This window comes from Azospirillum himalayense, assembly GCF_042657465.1.
GTDB lineage: Bacteria > Pseudomonadota > Alphaproteobacteria > Azospirillales > Azospirillaceae > Azospirillum > Azospirillum himalayense.
In genome coordinates, this window is the sequence record NZ_JBHSLC010000021.1 from 306,493 (window position 1) to 323,808 (window position 17,316).

Below are 17,316 nucleotides of genomic sequence, written 5' to 3' on the forward strand. Positions count from 1 at the left end.
ACCCTTTCGCTTCGCTGTTCCGTTGGTGATCCCAAGTCTTTTTGAATGTTCGCAATGTATAACGGACAGCAATAAGCCGGCCGTTTGCTGTCCGATTGCGCCGAATACCTTTGTCGTGTTCTTTTACGAACAAGGTCGTATGGACGCTAACAGGGGAGAAGTGAGAGGGTTCACTCAAGCCGTTGATGGGGAGTGTTGTGCAATGAATGCCGTTCTGACGTTCGACAGCGCGCGTGGCCGGCGAATGTCCGGCACGGAGCCGAGCCGTGGTGCGATCGGTCCCGGCGGGAGCAAGGTCATTCCCTTCCGTCCGGCCCCCGCTGCGATGGTTTCTCCGGCGGTCCTCCCAACGGCACCCCTGCCGCGGCGTCCCGCGGTGCCGTCCCCGGCCCGCGCCGATGAAGCGGCTCAGCCGGCGGAGCCCGCGCCGCGGCCGGAGCGTCTGGCGCGGCTGATCTACATGGCGAGCGTGGGCGGTTACATGGCGGTGCGCGAGAACACGCTGGTGCAGTTGGACGGGCGCATGGTCTGGCCGACCGCCGACGCGCTGATCCGCGACGCGGCGGCGGCGGGCGTTCCGGTCTCGTCGCACGTCATCAACACGGCCCGGTCCTGACGCCTCTCATCGAATGAAAAGGGCCGCCCGCGCCGTATGGCGGGGCGGCCCTTCGTCGTCGCGGACTCGGCCGTTAGCCGCGCAGGATGGGGATCGCGGCGTCCAGCGCCGTGGTCAGGCGGTCGAACATCAGGTTGATGTCCTCCTCGCCGATGACCAGCGGCGGGCAGACCGCCACGCTGTCGCCCATGGCGCGGATGATCAGGCCGTTCTCCTGGCTCAGCCCGTTCACGACGGCGCCGGCCCGTCCCACCGGATCGAACGGGGTCTTGGTCTCCTTGTCGGCAACCAGTTCGAGGGCGCCGATCAACCCGACGCCGCGCGCCTCGCCGACCAGCGGGTGGTCGGCCAGGGCCTTCAGTCGGCGCTGGAACAGCGGGGCGACGGCGCGGACATGGCCGACCAGATCCCGCTCCTCGTAGATCTTCAGCGTCTCGATCGCGACCGCCGCCGCCACCGGATGGGCGGAGTAGGTGTAGCCGTGGCCGAAGGTGCCGATCTTCTTGCTCTCCTCGACGCAGGCCCGGTAGACCGCGTCCGACACCATCACCGCGGAGATCGGCAGATAGCCGGAGGACAGCTGCTTGGCGCAGGTCAGGATGTCCGGCTGCATGCCCATGGTCTGGCTGCCCCAGAAATTCCCCGTGCGCCCGAAGCCGCAGATCACCTCGTCGGCGACCAGAAGGATGTCGTACTTCTTCAGGATCGGCTGGATCTTCGCGAAGTAGGTCGCGGGCGGCACGATGACGCCGCCGGCGCCCATCACCGGTTCCGCGAATATGGCGGCGATGGTGTCCGGCCCCTCGGCCAGGATCAGCGCCTCCAGGCTTTCCGCCAGACGGGTCGCGAAGGCCTCCTCGCTCTCGCCCGGCTCGGCGAAGCGGTAGTGGTGCGGGCAGTCGGTGTGCTGGATGCGGGCGATGGGCAGGTCGAAATCGCGGTGGTTGTTCACCAGGCCGGTCAGGCTGGCCGTTGCCACGGTGACGCCGTGATAGGCCTTCACGCGCGACAGGATCTTCTTCTTCTCCGGGCGGCCCAGCGCGTTGTTGTAGTACCAGACCAGCTTGACGGCGGTGTCGTTCGCCTCCGACCCGGAGTTGGCGAAGAACACCTTGGACATCGGCACCGGGGCCAGCTTGATCAGCCGCTCGGCCAGATCGATGCCCGGCTCGTGGCTCTTGTGGCCGAACACATGGTAGGTCGGCAGCTTGCGCATCTGGCGGGTGGCAGCCTCGACAAGGCGCTCCTCGCCCCAGCCCAGCGACACGCACCACAGGCTGGCAAGACCCTCGATGTATTCCTTGCCGCTGTCGTCGAAGACGCGCACGCCCTCGCCCCGCTCGATGATCAGCGGTCCCTGGGTCTCGTGCGCGTGCAGGTTCGTGTAGGGGTGGAGGAAATACGCCTTGTCGCGGCTGGCGGCGGAGTTCCCAGCGCCAAAATTATCAGTCGCCGCGACGCCCTGTTCGGTCATGATCTCTATCCCTGTGTTCGCTGCCGGAGTCGGTCGTTGCCGATGCTGGTTCGCCGCTGTTGAAAATGTTAAACGGCGCTCCCGATCATAGGCATGGTTGGCCCTCCTGACAAAGCCGGAGAATCGGGGGGTGGGGCGGGCATTCCCATCCTGCATGGCGCCCAGGCCTGTTGCACAGGCTCCGGGTTTCGGAAGGAAAGGGGAACGATGATCACCTTGTATGGAATGCCGAGCAGCGCGTCGATGGCGCCGCACATCCTGCTGCGCGAGATCGGGCTGCCCTTTGACATGGTCCTGCTGGACCGCGCCACCGCCGCGCACAAGGCGCCGGATTATCTGCGTCTGAACCCCAACGGGCGGGTGCCGACGCTGGTCGACGGCGATCTGGTGCTGTTCGAGGCGGCGGGGATCTGCCTGCACCTTGCCGACTCGCACCCGGCCGCCGGATTGGCCCCTGCGCCCGGCACGATGGAACGCGCGCATTTCTACCAGTGGCTGGTCTTCCTGACCAACACCGTCCAGGCCGACATGCTGGTCTATTTCTACCCGGAGCGCCACGCCGAGGGGGCGGAAGCGCAGGCTTCGGTCAAGGCCATGGCCGAGGCGCGTCTGCTGGAACGCTTCACGCTTCTGGACCATCAACTGGGCGACAAGGCGTGGTTCCTCGGCGACCGCTACAGCGCCGTCGACCCCTACCTGTTCATGCTGGCCCGCTGGACCCGCTTCATGGGCACGCCGGCACGCCGCCTGCCCAACCTCGGCCCCTACCTCGCCCGCGTGCTGGACCGTCCCGCGGTCAAGGCGGCGTTCGCGGCCGAAGGGCTTGGCGACCCTTATTATTGAGTGGATATTATTGAGTGGACGTGGGGTGTGCGCTCAGCGCGGCACCTGCCAGGGCAGATGCTCCGCGCCGACCAGCCGGTCGGCGTCGGCGGCGGGCATCGGGCGGGCGAAATGGTAGCCCTGCCCATAGTCGCAGGCGAGCGCGCGCAGCAGGTTGGCGTCGGCGCTCGTCTCGATGCCCTCGGCGATGACGTCGAAGCCGAGAAGCCGCGCCAGATCCATGATGATGCGGACGATGGCGCGGTTCTCCTCCGACTGGTGCATGGCCATGACGAAGGAGCGGTCCACCTTCAGGCTGTCGATGGGCAGCTTGTGCAGGTAGGACAGCGACGAATAGCCGGTGCCGAAGTCGTCGATGGACATCTTGATGCCCAGCCCGCGCAGGGTCTGCAGCAGGCGGATCGACTGCTCGGCCTTTTCCATGACCGCGCTTTCCGTGATCTCCAGCTTGATCCAGGACGGCTCGGCCCCCGTCTCGCGCAGCACGTCGCGCACCAGCGAGACCATGTCGGGGTCGTTCAGCTGGCGGGTGGACAGGTTGATGCTCATGAACAGGTTGGCGGAGCCGGGCAGGCGCTTGTCCTGCCATTCGGCGATCTGCCGGCACGCCTCGCGCAGCACCCAGGCGCCCAGCGTGACGATCAGGCCGGTGCTCTCGGCGATCGGAATGAAGACGCCGGGTGGGATGTTGCCGCGCTCCGGATGGTTCCAGCGCACCAGCGCCTCGAACCCGGCCAGCCCGCCGGTGACCATCTCGACGATCGGCTGGTAGGCGACCCACAACTCCTCGCCGCGCTCCAGCGCGCGGCGCAGGTCGTGCTCCAGCCGCACCTGCTCGACAACGCGGGCGTGCATGGCCGGGTCGAACCAGGCGTGGCGCCCGCCGCCCTGCTCGCGGGCGCGGCCGGTGGCGATTTCCGCATCGCGCAGCACGTCCTCTGGCCGGGTGTGGGTGTCGCAGGAGGCGGCGACGCCGATGCTGGCCGACAGGAAGACCGAAGCGCCCGACGCCGTCTTGGCGGAGCGGACCAGCGACGCGATGGTGGACAGACGTTCCTCCACCGCCAGCGGGTCCTGGGTGCCGCCGATCAGCAGCGCGAAGGCGTGGTCGCTGATGCGGGCGATCAGGTCGACCGACCCGGCCCGCACGCTCAGCCGCGTGGCGACGTCGGTCAGGATCTCGTTGGCGAAGCCCTGGCCCAGGCTGGTGCGCACGTCGACGAACCGGTCGAAATCCACGATCACGACCGTGAAGGGTTCCCCCATCGCGTGGAAATCGGCCATGTGCTTGACCAGCAGGAGCCGGTTCGCCAGCCCGGTCACGGGGTCGTAATAGGCCAGCCGGAAGAGGTCGTCCTGGGTGCGCCGCCGCTCCGTCATGTTCTGCATGATGACGAAATAGCCGGCGATGGAGCCGTCCGGGTCGCGGTAGGGCGCGTGCACCCGCATCACATAATCGTTGCCGCCGTTGGACCGGGGAAGCCAGCCCTCCACCTGCACCGTCTCGCCGTCGAGCGCGCGTTCAACCGCGGCGCTGTTGTTGCGCTGGGTCTCCGGCCCGAGGATGTCGCCCACCGTGGTCCCGATGAGGGCGTCCAGCGTGCGGCCCATATAGTCCAGATACGCCTGGTTGGCGTAGAGGTGCCGCCGCTGCGTGTCGAGCAGGCCGACCATCGCCGGCATGACGTCGAGAAGTTGCCGCAGGGTGTCGAGCGCCGGAGCCCCGGAAGCGGTGCCGGACAGGGCTGCGGCAAGCGAGGCGAGATGAGGGTCCGGCTTCATGGGCGGGAATGGTCGAGACACCGTTGGGAAAACCACGATCAACACTTACGCGAAAGAATGCCTGCCCGTCAAAACCAAAGCCGCCGAAGATGGTGGAAAGCATCGCCGCACTATAATTGCCGAACGATCGGGCCAACCATCATACTCGGGTATTCGTGCAAATCACGGTTGATGTTTTGATGGAAGTTGATTGGATTTGTAGCATCGGCGGTGTGCCGGGGCGGCGGGTCGTGTGCCAATCCACGGCGAACCACGACAGGTTGCCGACGTCGCCGTGGGCCATTGGCGGCTGAATCGTAGGCCGGCAACCGGACCGGACGGGCGCGCAGATGCGGCATGCCAGCGTTCTCCATTCTGACCGTCGTCAGAACCGCTCGCACCGGGCTATAATTTCGACCAATGCGCGAGAAGAGGTGGTGCACCACGATCGCCCACCCGCGCGAGCGAGGGAGAATCGCCATGGCACTCAAGGATCTGCTGGTGGTCGTCGACGACACCGCCGCCGCAGCGGCGCGAATCGATGCCGCCGCCCAACTGGCCGCGCGCGCCGACGGCCACATCACCGGCCTCTACCCGGTCGTTCCACTGACCCTGCCGGGCTATGTCGAGGCCGAGCTGCCGGACGAGGTGCGCGCCATGCAGCGTGGCTTCACCGAAGGCATGACCGCCAAGGCGGAGGCCCTGTTCGCCGACGCGGTGCGCCGCAACGGCCTGACCGACCGCTCGGAGTGGCGGGTGCTCTATGGGCATCCGACGGACAGCGCGGCCCTGCATGGACGCTACGCCGACGTGGTGGTGGTCGGGCAGGCGGATCCGCGCCGCGACCGTGACCGTCCGGTCGCGCTGCCGCAGGATCTGGTGTTCGAATGCGGACGCCCGCTGCTGGTCGTGCCCTACGCCGGCAGCTTCCCCCACATCGGGGAGCGCGTGCTGGTCGCCTGGAACGGCAGCCGCGAGGCGGCCCGCGCGGTGGCCGACGCCATGCCCATCCTGACCGCCGCCAAGCGCGTGGTGGTGATGGCCGTCAACCCCAAGCCCGGCCCCGCCGGCATCGGCGACGAGCCGGGTGCGGACATCGCCAAACACCTGTCGCGCCACGGCTGCCGGGTGGAGGCCACCCATATCGTGACCGACCAGATCGATCCGGGCGACACGCTGCTGAACACGGTTGCCGACGAGTCCTGCGATCTGCTGATCATGGGCGCCTATGGGCGGTCGCGGCTGCGCGAGCAGGTGCTGGGCGGCATGACCCGCTACATGCTGGAGCACATGACGGTTCCGGTCCTGATGAGCCATTGAGGCCATTCGGTCGTCCGGGAATAGTCCGGCGGGACCGCCTGTTCATCCCAGTGTGGCGGCGCCGGACTTCGGTCGACGGGCGCCGCCGGACCCGCGAAGGATGGCCGGCATGAGCGCGCTGATTTCCACGTTCCTCCACCGCATTTTTCCTTCGGGCGTCGCCGCGGTGTTTCGTCCGGCGGCTCGCATGGCGGTGCTGGGCATCGCCGGGGCGTTGGCGTTGGCCGTTCTGCCAACGGCGGCGGACGCGCACGGCCCGCGCAACCGCGGATCCTGGTATGGCGGTCCTCCCTATGGCGGGCCCTCTGTGATCGTGCCGCCGCCGGGAAGCCGGGTGATCGTCGTGCCCGGTTACCGCCCGCCGCCGCCGATCGTGGTCGCCCCGCCCCCCTATTGGGGGCCGCCGCCCCGTCATCATCACCATCGCGGATGGCGGAACGATTGGGGGCCGCGCCCCTATCCGGGGCCGAGCGTGCAATTCTACGGCGGCTGGTCCGCGGGCCGGGGCTGGTGACGGCCCGGTCCGGTTGACGCCGGTCTGTCAGGAAGGGGCGGGTTTCCCGTCATCGGCACCGAAGCGACGCATTCTCGCATGGACATCATCCCGTTGCCCGGCCATGCTCGCCGTGGTGGCGCTTGGCTTCGAGCGCCGCGCAGTGCGTGCATGAGGGTATGATGTCCTTTTCCAATCAAGACACGAACGTTCGACGGACTACGAAGCGCGGCCTGGCCGCGGCGGTGCTGGGGGTGGTGGCCCTGTCGCTCGGCGCCTGCGCCAGCCAGAGCCAGAACCGCTACAGCTACCGGGATGTCGGCCACGCGACCTCGGTCGATTTCGGCACCGTGATGGCGAGCCGTCCGGTGGACATCCAGGGTCAGAACACGGGGGCAGGCGGGCTGGTCGGCGCGACCGCGGGCGGGTTGGCGATGTCCAACGTCGGCCAGGGCTCCGGCAACGTGGCGGCGATCCTGGGCGGCGCGCTGGTGGGCGCCGTGGCCGGTGCCGTGGCGGAGCAGGCGATTTCGGATCGCATGGGGATCGAGTATGTGGTGACGCTGGCCACTGGCCGCACGATCACCATCGTGCAGGAGCAGGCGGCCAACGAGCCGGTCTTCGCCCCCGGACAGCGCGTGATGGTGCAGACGAACGGTACCTACCAGCGCGTCCTGTCCGCCGACCATCTGCCGACCGAAACGAGCCGCCCGAAGGGCATCAAAGTGGTGGATTGAGGCCGAGCGGTCGTCGGCCGACGCCCCGGCACAGGACCTCCTCCCGCCTGTTGACCCGAGGGAACGAGGGAGCGGTGTGTGGGAGGATGGTCCGATGCCGGGCGGAACATTGAAAAAGGCGGCGTGTCTCCGAACGGTCCTGCGGAGTGGGGCCATGGCGTCGGCGGTCCTCGTGGCCGCCTGCACCGGGCTGAGCCCGCCGCCGCAGGCCGCTCCCGAGCCCGGCGCGGTGGACGCCCTGGACCGGCTGAGCCCGAGCCCCTGCAACGAGGCCGTCGCCTCGTCCCTGGCCGGGGTGCGGATACCGGTGTCCGATGTCCGCTATCTCGCCTATGGCCTGTATCGCAACATACCGGGAGACATCGTCGGCTACGATGCATGGGTGGGCTTGAACAGCCAGCCCGGAGCCGTGGTGGTGCAACTCGACGAATTTTGCGCACCGCGCCAGATCTATGCGCGCGAGGGCGCCCGGTTGCCCAGCGCCCGATGACGCGCCGACCGCTCCCGGATGGATCACGACTGCCCCTGGACAAAAAAAACTGCCGCTAACCCATTGGGCTAGCGGCGAGTTGAACAGGGAGGCTTCACGTCTGGGAGACGCTGGGTCCGAGGACCCAACCCCGGAAGCGGGCTTCCGGGACGAAACGCCGGATGCTGCGGCGCAACATCCAACGCCCAAGATTTGACCATTCTGCCCAAAGGATTCCATCCCCAAATATCCAATTCGGCCATGCGAGAACCGCATAGCTTGTAAGGGATTGAAGGAGCGTGAGAAATTGGCGTGCGGATGCGTATGGTGCTGAAGGGCAGGTGGCCTCGCCCGGAAAACGGCAACCGTATTGCAAAGATGCGGGGCGAGTTTCGGTACAATCCGTACAAAAAGAGAGGCGCCCGGCATGGCTGGACGGGCGCCTTTGCATCAAAAACAGGCAAACACCTTGCCTGCACAACGACTGGGCTGGGTCAGAAGGCCGACTCCGCCACCTTCTTGACCAGGAAATCACGGAACACCGCGATGCGCTTGGAGTGGCGCAGTTCCTCGGCATAGACGAAGTAGGCGTCGACCTTCGGGCCGTCCACGTCCGGCAGGACGCGTGTCAACTCCTTGCTGCCGTCCACCAGGAAATCGGGCAGGGCGGCTATGCCCAAGCCGCTCTCCACGGCGCGGTACATGGCGTAGATGCTGTTGACCTGCAGGATCGGCTTGCGCGCGCCCGGCGCCGGGTCGCCCACCTCGTTGATCCAGTTGACGTTGGCGATCGGCGCGCGGACGTCCGGCGGATAGGCGACGATGTCGTGCCCGTCCAGGTCGGCGCCGATCTTCGGCACGCCGCGCTTCTTCAGATACTCCTGATGGGCGTAGAGGTGGAAATGCACCGACATCAGGTGGCGCTGGATCAGGTCGGGCTGGCGCGGCGTGTTCATGCGGATGGCGATGTCCGCCTCGCGCATCGCCAGGTCCAACTCGTTGTCGTCGATCAGCAGGGTGAGCTGGATGTCCGGGTAGATCGACAGGAACTCGTTGACGCGCGGGGTCAGCCATGTCGAGCCGAAGGCCACCGTGGTGGTCACGCGCAGCGGACCCTTCGGATGCTCCCGGCTTTCGGTCAGCATCGCCTCGGTCATCGACAGCTTGGCGAAGACGTCGCGGGCGGTGCGGTGCAGAAGCTCGCCCTGCTCGGTCAGGATCAGGCCGCGCGCGTGCCGGTGAAACAGCGGCACGCCGAGGCTCTCCTCCAGCGCGCTGATCTGGCGGCTGACCGCCGACTGGCTGAGGTTCAGCGTCTCGCCGGCGTGCGTGAAACTTCCAGCCTCGGCCACGGCGTGGAAGACCCGAAGCTTGTCCCAGTCCATCATGCCTGTCTTGCTGCCCGCGCCCTGGCGGGGAGCCTCCCGTTCATTCTTGAAGACGGCGCATAGCCGCCATGCTCATTTATACCGGGAACGCGCGGCGAACGCACCCCCAACCAAAGGCTCACCGCACGAAAAAGAGCCAAGCTTGGTAAGAATTTTCCGTTGTGCTGCGAAGAGCGCACATTTGTTTATCCCGCATTGTGGGATTTTTGCCGTTCCCGCAACCGAAGGACGACGTCGCTGCTCTGGATTTGCTCGGACGACAATCGAGACCCGGCGCAGGATTGGGAGACTCGGGCCAGCGAACCCTGGGAAGGCGCCTCCTCCTTGTTGTGGCGGGGCTTCCACCCTTGCGCGGTTGCGGCGGATCGCAGACAGGCGGCTAATCGGGGGTGACGCGGATTTGGGAAGGAGGGGTTCCGAATGCCCGATCAGCATCAGCCGGCGCTCACCCGCGATCAGGTGGTCGACATCTGCGGGCGCCTGGACGACATGCGCATCGCCACCATCATCGGCACGGGCGCAACGCCCGCCGAATTGATGGAGGCCACCAGCTGGACCGGCGCCGACGACTACATGGGGGAGGCGACGCAGCATCCCCCCTCGGGCCGGGTCGCCCGGCTCGTGGAGCTTCTCAAGGCCGATGAACCGGACTGGGAAGACCGCTGATCCGGCCGGCCGCAGTTGATCCGGTTGGGGCTCAGTCGGCCGCTTCCAGCGCGCGCGGCGGCTCCTTGGCCCGCGCGCGGGCGCGGTGGCCGCTGATCTCGGCGCCGGCGTCGGGCGGCAGCCGCAGGAAGAACAGGGCCGAGACGCAGGCCATCCCGCCGACCGTCAGGAAGGCCGGCACGAAGTCGGTGGGCGTCAGCGCGGCGCCGGGGCCGCCGGTGACGCTCTGCGTCAGGTGCAGCACCGTCGCCCCGACCGCGACGCCCAGGCTGAGCGAGACCTGCTGCATCACGCTGGCCAGCGTGTTGGCGCGGCTCAGGCACTCCTTGGGCACCTCGGCGTAGGCCAGGCTGTTCAGCCCGGTGAACTGCAGCGAGCGGAAGAAGCCGCCCATCAGCAGCGCGCCCAGGATGACCCAGTGCGCCGTCTCGGGCCGGAAGGCGGCGTAGCTCGCCAGGATCAGGCCGCTGAGCAGAGCGTTGGCGGTCAGCACCCGGCGGAAGCCCAGCCGGCGCAGGATCGGCCCGGCCAACGCCTTCATGGTCAGCGCCCCGGCGGCCCCGGCGAAGGTCAGCGCCCCGGACTCGAAGGGCGTGCGCCCGAAGCCGACCTGGAGCATCAGCGGCATCAGGAAGGGCACGGCGCCGATGCCGATGCGGAACAGCGTGCCGCCCATGACCGAGGCGAAGTAGGTCGGCAGGCGCAGCAGCGAGGGGTCGAGCACCGGCCGCTCCATCCCGCGGGCGTGGCGCAGATAGAGCCAGGCGGCGGCGAAGCCCAGCCCCAGCACCCCGGCCACCGCGGCGGGCGGCAGCACCCCGCGCCCCACATTCTCCAGCCCGAACATCAGCGCGGCCAGGGCAAGCGCGCTCAGCGTGAAGCCGCGGCTGTCGAAGGGGTCGCGCTCGGTCTCCCGCACGTTGGGGATCAGGGTCAGCACCAGCGCGATCCCGATCAGCCCGATCGGCACGTTGATGTAGAAGATCCAGCGCCAGGAGGCGTAGGTGGCGATGAAGCCGCCGACCAGCGGCCCCAGCGCCGGGCCGATCAGCGCCGGCAGGGTCATCTGGGCCATGGCGGCGACCAGCTTCTCCTTGGGCACCGTTTTCAGCAGGATCAGCCGCCCGACCGGCACCATCATCGCCCCGCCCAGCCCCTGGACGATGCGCGCGCCCACCAGCTCGTACAGCCCGTCCGACTGGCCGCAGAGGATCGAGCCGACGGTGAACACCCCGATGGCCGCCGCGAAGACCGTCCGCGTGCCGTAGCGGTCGGCCATCCAGCCGCTGACCGGCAGGAACACCGCCAGCGCCAGCATGTAGGAGGTCATGGCGAGGCTGAGGCGCAGCGGATCCTCGCCCATCGACCGCGCGATCTCCGGCAGCGCGGTGGCGATCACCGTCGCGTCCAGATTCTCCATGAAGAGGGCGCAGGCGATGATGAAGGGAATGAAGCGGGTGGCGCGGGGCATGGCGGAAGGCATGGCGGGGATGGGGCGGTGGGGCGGGGGTACAACCTTCCCAATCTGGACTTCCCCCGTCCGGAAACCATCGCTATGGGGTGAACCCTGGCATGCGCGGGCGCTCACCGCCCCTTGAAGACCGGCTTGCGTTTCTCCAGGAACGCCCGGTAGCCCTCGCGGAAATCCTCCGTGCCGAAGCAGTGGTAGCATTCGGCGATCTCCGCTTCCGACAGCGGGGCGGGGTCGGACAGGCGGCGGACGAACTGCTTGTGCAGGCGGGCGGCCAGCGGGGCGCCCCCGGCGATTCGTTCGCAGGTCCCGGCGATTTCCTCCTCGAAAGCGTCGTCGGCGACGAGGCGGTGAACCAGCCGCTTGTCCTTGGCCTCCTCCGCGCCGAAGACGCGGCCCTCCAGCAGGATCTCCAGCGCCGCCGGGCCGCCCGCGATGTCGTGGAGCAGCTTCAGCTCGGGCAGCGCCATGGAGATGCCGAGCCGGCTGACCGGCACGCCGAAGCGGCTGCCCGCCGTGCACACCCGCAGGTCGCAGGCCAGCGCCACGGCCAGACCGATGCCGCAGCAGGCGCCCTGGATGGCCGCCAGCGTCGGGTGCGGCAGGTCGCGCAGCAGGGTCAGCCCCTCGTCCATCAGCACGCCGTAGTCGGCGCCCTGCTCGGGGCTGTTGCGCTCCGTCTCGAATTCGGAGATGTCGGCGCCGGGGCTGAAGGCCCGCCCGCCGGCGCCGCGCAGCACCACCGCGCGCACCGTCCCGTCGGCGCCGAGCCGGCGCAGCAGCGGGATCAGCGCCTGCCACATCGGCTTGTCGAAGGCGTTCAGCTTGTCGGGGTTGCTGAGGGTCAGCGTGGCGACGCCGCCGTCGCGGCTCAGGGTCACGGTGCCGGCCATGGCCTGTCGGGCTCCCCATCCATTCGGTTGCGTATGGGGCAGACCACAAACACCGGCGGCCCCGTTCCGTCAAGGGCTTCGCAAAGGCTGCTTCCACTCTGGACCGCAGGGCCGCGGGTCCCCATAGTTCGTAGCCGGGACTTCACCGGACGGAGACGACGCCGCGATGCAAACGGGATTGGCGCGAACGGGATTGGCCGCTTTCACCCTAGCCGCCGCTCTGGCCGCCGCTCCGATGGGCTCGCCCGCCTTCGCGGCGAAGGACGAGCTGGTGATCGGCATGACCCAGTTCCCGTCCAACTGGCACCCCTCCATGGAAGCGATGATGGCCAAGAGCTACGTCCTGTCCATGGCGCGCCGGCCCTTCACCGCCTACGATCCCGACTGGCGGCTGACCTGCATGCTCTGCACCGAGCTGCCGGCTCTGGACAAGGGCACCGCGGAGTACGAGACGCGGGCCGACGGCAAGAAGGGCATCAAGGTCACCTACACCATCAACCCCAAGGCGACCTGGGGCGACGGCACGCCGGTGACGACCGAGGACGTGCTGTTCACCTGGACGGTCGGCAAGCACCCGCAGAGCGGCTACAGCAACTTCGACCTGTTCGCGCGCGACATCGTGGCGATCGACGCCAAGGACGAGCGCACCTTCACCATCCACCGCGACAAGGCGGTGTGCAGCTACGCCGAGATCAACGACTTCGAGATCCTGCCCGCCCATCTGGAGCGCGCGGTGTTCGAGGCCGACCCGGCGACCTACCGCAACCGCTCCAAGTACGAGACCGACACGACAAACCCCGGCCTGTGGTTCGGCCCCTACCGCATCGCCCAGGTCGAGCCGGGCAGCCATGTGGTGCTGGAGCCCAACCCGACCTGGTGGGGGGCGAAGCCGGCCTTCAAGCGGGTGATCGTGAAGTCCATCGAGAACACCGCCGCGCTGGAGGCCAACCTGTTGGCCGGGCAGGTCGACATGGTGCCGGGGGAGACCGGCCTGCCGCTCGACCAGGTGCTCGCCTTCGAGAAGCGGCACGGCAGCCGCTACAACGTCTTCTACAAGCCGGGCCTGTTCTTCGAGCATGTCGAGCTGAACCTCGACAACCCGGCGCTGGCCGATGTGCGGGTGCGCCGGGCGCTGCTCCACGCCATCGACCGCGAGGCGATCTCCAAGCAGCTCTACGACGGGCGCCAGCCGGTCGCCCACAACGAGATCAGCCCCCTCGACCGCGTGCACGCGCCGGGCTACCCGACCTACGCCTTCGACCCGGCGCTGGCCGGCAAGCTGCTGGACGAGGCGGGGTGGAGCGAGCGGCGCGCCGGGGTGCGCCACAACGCCAAGGGGGAGCGGCTGTCGCTGGAGATCATGACGACCGCCGGCAACCGCTCCCGCGAGGTGCTGCAGCAGGTGCTCCAGGCGCAATGGCGGCAGGCCGGGGTGGAGGTGCGCATCGTCAACGAGCCGGCCCGCGTCCTGTTCGGCGACACGCTGGAGAAGCGCCGCTTCAAATCGATGGCGCTGTTCGCCTGGATCAGCGCGCCGGAGAACATCCCGCGCACCATCCTGCATTCCAGCATGATCCCGACGGAGGCCAACAACTGGGCGGGCCAGAACTACACCGGCTACAAGAACCCGGAGATGGACAAGGTCCTGGAGGACCTGGAGCATGTCTGCGAGCCCGACGCCAACCGCGCGCTGTGGGCGAAGCTGCAGGCGCTCTACGCCCAGGACCTGCCGAACCTGCCGCTGTTCTTCCGCGCCGATCCGTTCATCCTGCCGTCCTGGCTGGACGGCGTGGTGCCGACCGGGCATCTGGATTCCAGCACGCTGTGGATCGAGACGTGGAAGGCGAAGGAGTGAGAGAGGTGATGCAGACCCTTGCCCCCACCCCGCCCCTCCCCCGCTTCGCAGGGGAGGGAGCCTTCTGCGAAGCGGCGGCAGTCCCCTCCCCTGCGTCAGCGGGGGAGGGTTAGGGTGGGGGCAAAACGTTTCGTCGTGGGATTGTTTTCCCCATGACCCGCTTCCTCGCCTCCCGCCTGCTGCAGGCGCTGGTCGTCCTGCTGCTGATGAGCTTCGTCATCACCGTCCTGATGACGCTGATGCCGGGCGATCCGGTGGACATGATGCTGGCCGGCAACCCGCGCGCCACCCCCGCCGACGCGGCGCGGCTGAAGGCGCTCTACGGCCTCGACAAGCCGTTGCTGGAACGCTACTGGCATTGGCTCCAGGCGGCGCTGATGGGGGATTTCGGCTTCTCGCGGCTCTACGCGCAGCCGGTGCTGACGATCCTGTTGCCGCGGCTGGGCAACACGCTGCTGCTGCTCGGCGCGGCGATGGCGCTGACCCTGGCGGTGGCGCTGCCGCTCGGCGTCTACGCGGCGCGGCGGCCCTACGGCTGGGCGGACAACGCCATCAACCTGTTCTGCTTCGCCGGCATCTCCGTCCCGGCCTTCTGGCTGGCGCTGCTGCTGATCCTGCTCTTCGCTGTGGAGCTGCAATGGCTGCCCGCCTCCGGCCTCGGCCCGGTCGGCGGGGAGGGCTGGTGGGAGCGGCTGCCCTACCTCGTGCTGCCGGTGGCCTCGCTGACCCTGGCGAGCATCGGCGGCTACACGCGCTACGTCCGCGCCGCGATGATGGGGGAGCTTCGCCAGGATTACGTCCGCACCGCCCGCGCCAAGGGGCTGGGGGAGGGGCGGGTGGTCTGGCGCCACGCGTTGCGCAACGCGACCATCCCCATCGTGACCATCGTGGCGCTGGAGTTCGGCGCCCTGTTCTCCGGCGCGCTGGTGACCGAGACGATGTTCGCCTGGCCGGGCATGGGCAAGCTGATCTACGACAGCATCATGGGCAACGACCTGAACGTGGCGCTGGTGGCGCTGCTGTTCGCCACGCTGACGACGCTGGCCGGCAACCTGCTGGCCGATGCCGCCTACGCCGGGCTGGACCCGCGCATCTCCTTCAAGGGGGACGGGGCGTGAGGGCCGGGCGCCTGAAGGCCGGGCGCTTCCTGCGGCGCTTCGCCCGCCACCGGCTGGCGGTGGCCAGCGCCCTGCTGCTGCTCGTCCTGGCCATCGCGGCGGCGGCGGCGCCCTGGGTGGAACACTGGCTGGGGGTGGAGGCGACGGGCATCAGCCTGCTCGACCGCTTCGGCCCACCCTCGGCCCTGCACCCGCTGGGCACGGACGAGCTGGGGCGCGACGTGCTGGTGCGGCTGCTCTACGGCGGGCGGGTGTCGCTGTTCGTGGGCGTGGCAGCGGCGCTGGCCTCCGCCGTCATCGGCACGGGGATCGGGCTGCTGGCCGGTTACTTCGGCGGGCGGCTCGACGATCTGCTGATGCGGGTCACCGACGGGCTGATCGCCCTACCGCTGCTGCCGCTGCTGATCGTGCTGGGCGCCATCGACCTGACGCGGCTGGGCATCCCGCCGGAAGTGGCGGGATCGGAGGACGCCAGCCTGCTGCGCATCGTCGTTCTGGTGGCGCTGTTCGGCTGGACGACGGTGGCGCGGCTGGTGCGCGGGGCCACCCTGTCGGCGCGGCGGCGCGACTATGTGCGGGCGGCGGTGGCGATGGGGGCGGGCAGCCGCCGGATCATGCTGGCCCACATCCTGCCGAACGTCGCCGCCCCCGCCGTTGTGGCGACGACACTGACGGTCGGCAACGTGATCCTGCTGGAATCGGTGCTGAGCTTCCTCGGGCTGGGCATCCAGCCGCCTCTGCCCTCCTGGGGCAACATGCTGACCAACGCGCAGGAGCTGGTGGGAACGGCGCCGCTGCTGGCGGTGTGGCCGGGGCTGTTGATCTTCCTGACGGTGATCGCCGTCAACCTGCTGGGCGACGGGCTGCAGGACGCGCTGGACCCGCGGGTGGTGGGGAAGCGGTAGGGGAGCGAGGTCTTGCCCCCACCCTGACCCTCCCCCGCTTCGCAGGGGAGGGGAAAAACCTCCCTCTCCTGCGTCAGCGGGGGAGGGAAGGGGCCCGCGGCGCAAGCCGTGGGAAGGGTGGGGGCAACCCTCCCTTCACTTCTCCCTTTGAAACTTCGCCGCCCCCGCCGCCATCGGGATCAGCCGCACCGCATAAGGCGACGTCTGCATCTGCGCCACCGCCTGGGCCGGACCCGGAACGCGCTCGCGGTAGCCGACGACCACATCGCCGCCGGACGCCCGCGCGCTGACGATGGACACGCCGTAGCCGCCGGTGTCGCGCGGGCCGAGGAAGACCGCCGCGGCCATGCGGTCGCCGGGCAGGGGACCCGGCGCGGCCTCGCCGACGCGGGCCCAGAGGTCGTTCCATTCCTGCGGGTTGCGCGCGACCACATAGGCGCGCTCGTAGGCTTGGCTGCGGTCGCCCTGCCAATAGGTGCCGGGATCGGCGTCGGCGGGGAGCAGGGCCTGCGGCTCCGCCCCGTCCGGGGCGGTCTGGCAGGCGCCGAGAAGGGGAAGCGTGACGGCGAGGGCAAGCAAGGCGACGGCTGGGCGGGTCATGCGGCGGCTCACTCCGGCACCGCCATGCCGCGCTTGACCGCCGGGCGCTCAGCGACCGCGTCGTGCCAGCGCTTCAGGTTGGGGTAGCGGTCCAGCACGTTGCCCTCCGCCTTGGCCGCCACGGCGACGAAGGGGAAGCAGGCGATGTCGGCGATGGAGTAGGCGCCGCCGGCCAGATACTCCGACCCGCCCAGACGCTCCTCCATCGCGGCGTGGATGCGCTGCAGCTCGCCTTTGAAATAGTCGATGGCGTAGGGGATCTTCTCCGGCGCCATGACCGCGAAGCGGAACTTGCTCAAGCCCGAGGGGCCGAGGTCGCTGACGCCCAGCATCAGCCAGCTCATCGCCTCCGCCCGCTCGTCCTCGTCCTCGGGCAGCAGGCGGCCGGTGCGCTCCGCGTAGTGCAGCAGGATGGCCCCCGACCCGAACAGGCGGCGCTTCCGGCCGCCGGGCAGATCCTCGACGACGGCCGGGATCTTGCCGATCGGGCTGACCGCCAGATAGTCGGGCTGACGGCCTTCGCCGGCCACGAGGTCAACCTTGTGGACCTTGTAGGTGAGACCCAGCTCTTCCAGCAGGATCGAAGCCTTTTGCCCGTTCGGCGAGGCGAAGGTGTAGAGCGTGATCATCGGTGCCCGTCCCTGGAGCCTGTCCCTTTGCCGTGTCCGCAAAGGCGTTCAACAGGCGCCAGTTTCGCCGATTTGCGC

General features: G+C 68.7%; 17 protein-coding genes. 10 read left to right on the forward strand and 7 right to left on the reverse strand.

What is annotated here, in order from left to right:
• Positions 1–376 precede the first annotated feature (376 nt).
• Positions 377–616 (forward strand): hypothetical protein, encoded by a 240-nt coding sequence (locus tag ACFPMG_RS13360; protein WP_376995593.1) that lies wholly within the window; start codon positions 377–379, stop codon positions 614–616.
• 73 nt (positions 617–689) lie between these two features.
• Here ACFPMG_RS13360 and ACFPMG_RS13365 read toward each other — a convergent pair whose 3' ends face one another.
• Positions 690–2,090 (reverse strand): aspartate aminotransferase family protein, encoded by a 1,401-nt coding sequence (locus ACFPMG_RS13365; RefSeq protein WP_376995594.1) that lies wholly within the window; start codon positions 2,088–2,090, stop codon positions 690–692.
• A 207-nt stretch (positions 2,091–2,297) separates the two neighbouring features.
• Between ACFPMG_RS13365 and ACFPMG_RS13370 the strand changes: the two genes are divergently transcribed.
• On the forward strand, positions 2,298–2,933 hold the full coding sequence (locus ACFPMG_RS13370; RefSeq protein ID WP_376995595.1) for a glutathione S-transferase family protein: 636 nt from the start codon (positions 2,298–2,300) through the stop codon (positions 2,931–2,933).
• Between the two features lie 33 nt (positions 2,934–2,966).
• On the opposite strand, the gene ACFPMG_RS13375 is transcribed toward ACFPMG_RS13370, so the two are convergent.
• Complete coding sequence (locus ACFPMG_RS13375; RefSeq protein WP_376995596.1) at positions 2,967–4,715, reverse strand: putative bifunctional diguanylate cyclase/phosphodiesterase; 1,749 nt, start codon at positions 4,713–4,715, stop codon at positions 2,967–2,969.
• A gap of 459 nt (positions 4,716–5,174) precedes the next feature.
• On the opposite strand from ACFPMG_RS13375, the gene ACFPMG_RS13380 reads away from it, so the two are divergent.
• The 4 genes from ACFPMG_RS13380 to ACFPMG_RS13395 all read left to right on the forward strand — a co-directional run bounded on the left by ACFPMG_RS13380 (position 5,175) and on the right by ACFPMG_RS13395 (position 7,734).
• Positions 5,175–6,014 (forward strand): universal stress protein, encoded by an 840-nt coding sequence (locus tag ACFPMG_RS13380; protein ID WP_376995597.1) that lies wholly within the window; start codon positions 5,175–5,177, stop codon positions 6,012–6,014.
• Positions 6,015–6,123: 109 nt separating this feature from the next.
• A complete protein-coding gene (locus ACFPMG_RS13385; protein WP_376995599.1) occupies positions 6,124–6,528 on the forward strand; it encodes a hypothetical protein in 405 nt (134 codons plus the stop codon).
• 158 nt (positions 6,529–6,686) lie between these two features.
• Entirely contained in the window at positions 6,687–7,244 is a 558-nt protein-coding gene (locus tag ACFPMG_RS13390; protein WP_376995600.1) for an outer membrane lipoprotein, read from the forward strand.
• Between the two features lie 154 nt (positions 7,245–7,398).
• Complete coding sequence (locus tag ACFPMG_RS13395; RefSeq protein ID WP_376995601.1) at positions 7,399–7,734, forward strand: hypothetical protein; 336 nt, start codon at positions 7,399–7,401, stop codon at positions 7,732–7,734.
• Between the two features lie 473 nt (positions 7,735–8,207).
• Here ACFPMG_RS13395 and ACFPMG_RS13400 read toward each other — a convergent pair whose 3' ends face one another.
• Positions 8,208–9,098, reverse strand: a complete 891-nt coding sequence (locus ACFPMG_RS13400; RefSeq protein ID WP_376995718.1) for a LysR family transcriptional regulator — start codon at positions 9,096–9,098, stop codon at positions 8,208–8,210.
• A gap of 423 nt (positions 9,099–9,521) precedes the next feature.
• On the opposite strand from ACFPMG_RS13400, the gene ACFPMG_RS13405 reads away from it, so the two are divergent.
• The gene (locus ACFPMG_RS13405) at positions 9,522–9,767 is read left to right on the forward strand and encodes a hypothetical protein (RefSeq protein WP_376995602.1); all 246 of its coding nucleotides are present in this window, start codon (positions 9,522–9,524) and stop codon (positions 9,765–9,767) included.
• A gap of 31 nt (positions 9,768–9,798) precedes the next feature.
• On the opposite strand, the gene ACFPMG_RS13410 is transcribed toward ACFPMG_RS13405, so the two are convergent.
• A complete protein-coding gene (locus ACFPMG_RS13410; protein ID WP_376995603.1) occupies positions 9,799–11,238 on the reverse strand; it encodes a DHA2 family efflux MFS transporter permease subunit in 1,440 nt (479 codons plus the stop codon).
• Positions 11,239–11,351: 113 nt separating this feature from the next.
• Positions 11,352–12,131, reverse strand: a complete 780-nt coding sequence (locus ACFPMG_RS13415; protein WP_376995604.1) for an enoyl-CoA hydratase-related protein — start codon at positions 12,129–12,131, stop codon at positions 11,352–11,354.
• Between the two features lie 193 nt (positions 12,132–12,324).
• Here ACFPMG_RS13415 and ACFPMG_RS13420 point away from each other — a divergent pair, with 193 nt between their 5' ends.
• The 3 genes from ACFPMG_RS13420 (at position 12,325) to ACFPMG_RS13430 (ending at position 16,009) form a co-directional block, all read left to right on the forward strand.
• Complete coding sequence (locus ACFPMG_RS13420; protein WP_376995605.1) at positions 12,325–13,986, forward strand: peptide ABC transporter substrate-binding protein; 1,662 nt, start codon at positions 12,325–12,327, stop codon at positions 13,984–13,986.
• Between the two features lie 152 nt (positions 13,987–14,138).
• A complete protein-coding gene (locus ACFPMG_RS13425; protein ID WP_376995606.1) occupies positions 14,139–15,104 on the forward strand; it encodes an ABC transporter permease in 966 nt (321 codons plus the stop codon).
• Positions 15,101–16,009, forward strand: coding sequence for an ABC transporter permease (locus ACFPMG_RS13430; protein WP_376995607.1), 909 nt, complete (start codon positions 15,101–15,103; stop codon positions 16,007–16,009). The genes ACFPMG_RS13425 and ACFPMG_RS13430 overlap by 4 nt, the downstream gene beginning before the upstream one ends.
• A gap of 135 nt (positions 16,010–16,144) precedes the next feature.
• On the opposite strand, the gene ACFPMG_RS13435 is transcribed toward ACFPMG_RS13430, so the two are convergent.
• The gene (locus ACFPMG_RS13435; protein ID WP_376995608.1) at positions 16,145–16,609 is read right to left on the reverse strand and encodes a protease complex subunit PrcB family protein; all 465 of its coding nucleotides are present in this window, start codon (positions 16,607–16,609) and stop codon (positions 16,145–16,147) included.
• An 8-nt stretch (positions 16,610–16,617) separates the two neighbouring features.
• Positions 16,618–17,238 carry a glutathione S-transferase family protein gene (locus ACFPMG_RS13440; protein ID WP_376995609.1) on the reverse strand — a complete coding sequence of 207 codons (621 nt, stop codon included), beginning with the start codon at positions 17,236–17,238 and terminating at the stop codon, positions 16,618–16,620.
• Positions 17,239–17,316 lie beyond the last annotated feature (78 nt).

Coding starts and splice junctions, on each gene's coding strand:
- ACFPMG_RS13365 (WP_376995594.1), bottom strand. CDS start 2,090: ATGACCGAACAGGGCGTCGCGGCGACTGATAATTTTGGCGCTGGGAAC.
- ACFPMG_RS13370 (WP_376995595.1), top strand. CDS start 2,298: ATGATCACCTTGTATGGAATGCCGAGCAGCGCGTCGATGGCGCCGCAC.
- ACFPMG_RS13375 (WP_376995596.1), bottom strand. CDS start 4,715: ATGAAGCCGGACCCTCATCTCGCCTCGCTTGCCGCAGCCCTGTCCGGC.
- ACFPMG_RS13380 (WP_376995597.1), top strand. CDS start 5,175: ATGGCACTCAAGGATCTGCTGGTGGTCGTCGACGACACCGCCGCCGCA.
- ACFPMG_RS13385 (WP_376995599.1), top strand. CDS start 6,124: ATGAGCGCGCTGATTTCCACGTTCCTCCACCGCATTTTTCCTTCGGGC.
- ACFPMG_RS13390 (WP_376995600.1), top strand. CDS start 6,687: ATGATGTCCTTTTCCAATCAAGACACGAACGTTCGACGGACTACGAAG.
- ACFPMG_RS13395 (WP_376995601.1), top strand. CDS start 7,399: ATGGCGTCGGCGGTCCTCGTGGCCGCCTGCACCGGGCTGAGCCCGCCG.
- ACFPMG_RS13400 (WP_376995718.1), bottom strand. CDS start 9,098: ATGGACTGGGACAAGCTTCGGGTCTTCCACGCCGTGGCCGAGGCTGGA.
- ACFPMG_RS13405 (WP_376995602.1), top strand. CDS start 9,522: ATGCCCGATCAGCATCAGCCGGCGCTCACCCGCGATCAGGTGGTCGAC.
- ACFPMG_RS13410 (WP_376995603.1), bottom strand. CDS start 11,238: ATGCCCCGCGCCACCCGCTTCATTCCCTTCATCATCGCCTGCGCCCTC.
- ACFPMG_RS13415 (WP_376995604.1), bottom strand. CDS start 12,131: ATGGCCGGCACCGTGACCCTGAGCCGCGACGGCGGCGTCGCCACGCTG.
- ACFPMG_RS13425 (WP_376995606.1), top strand. CDS start 14,139: ATGACCCGCTTCCTCGCCTCCCGCCTGCTGCAGGCGCTGGTCGTCCTG.
- ACFPMG_RS13435 (WP_376995608.1), bottom strand. CDS start 16,609: ATGACCCGCCCAGCCGTCGCCTTGCTTGCCCTCGCCGTCACGCTTCCC.
- ACFPMG_RS13440 (WP_376995609.1), bottom strand. CDS start 17,238: ATGATCACGCTCTACACCTTCGCCTCGCCGAACGGGCAAAAGGCTTCG.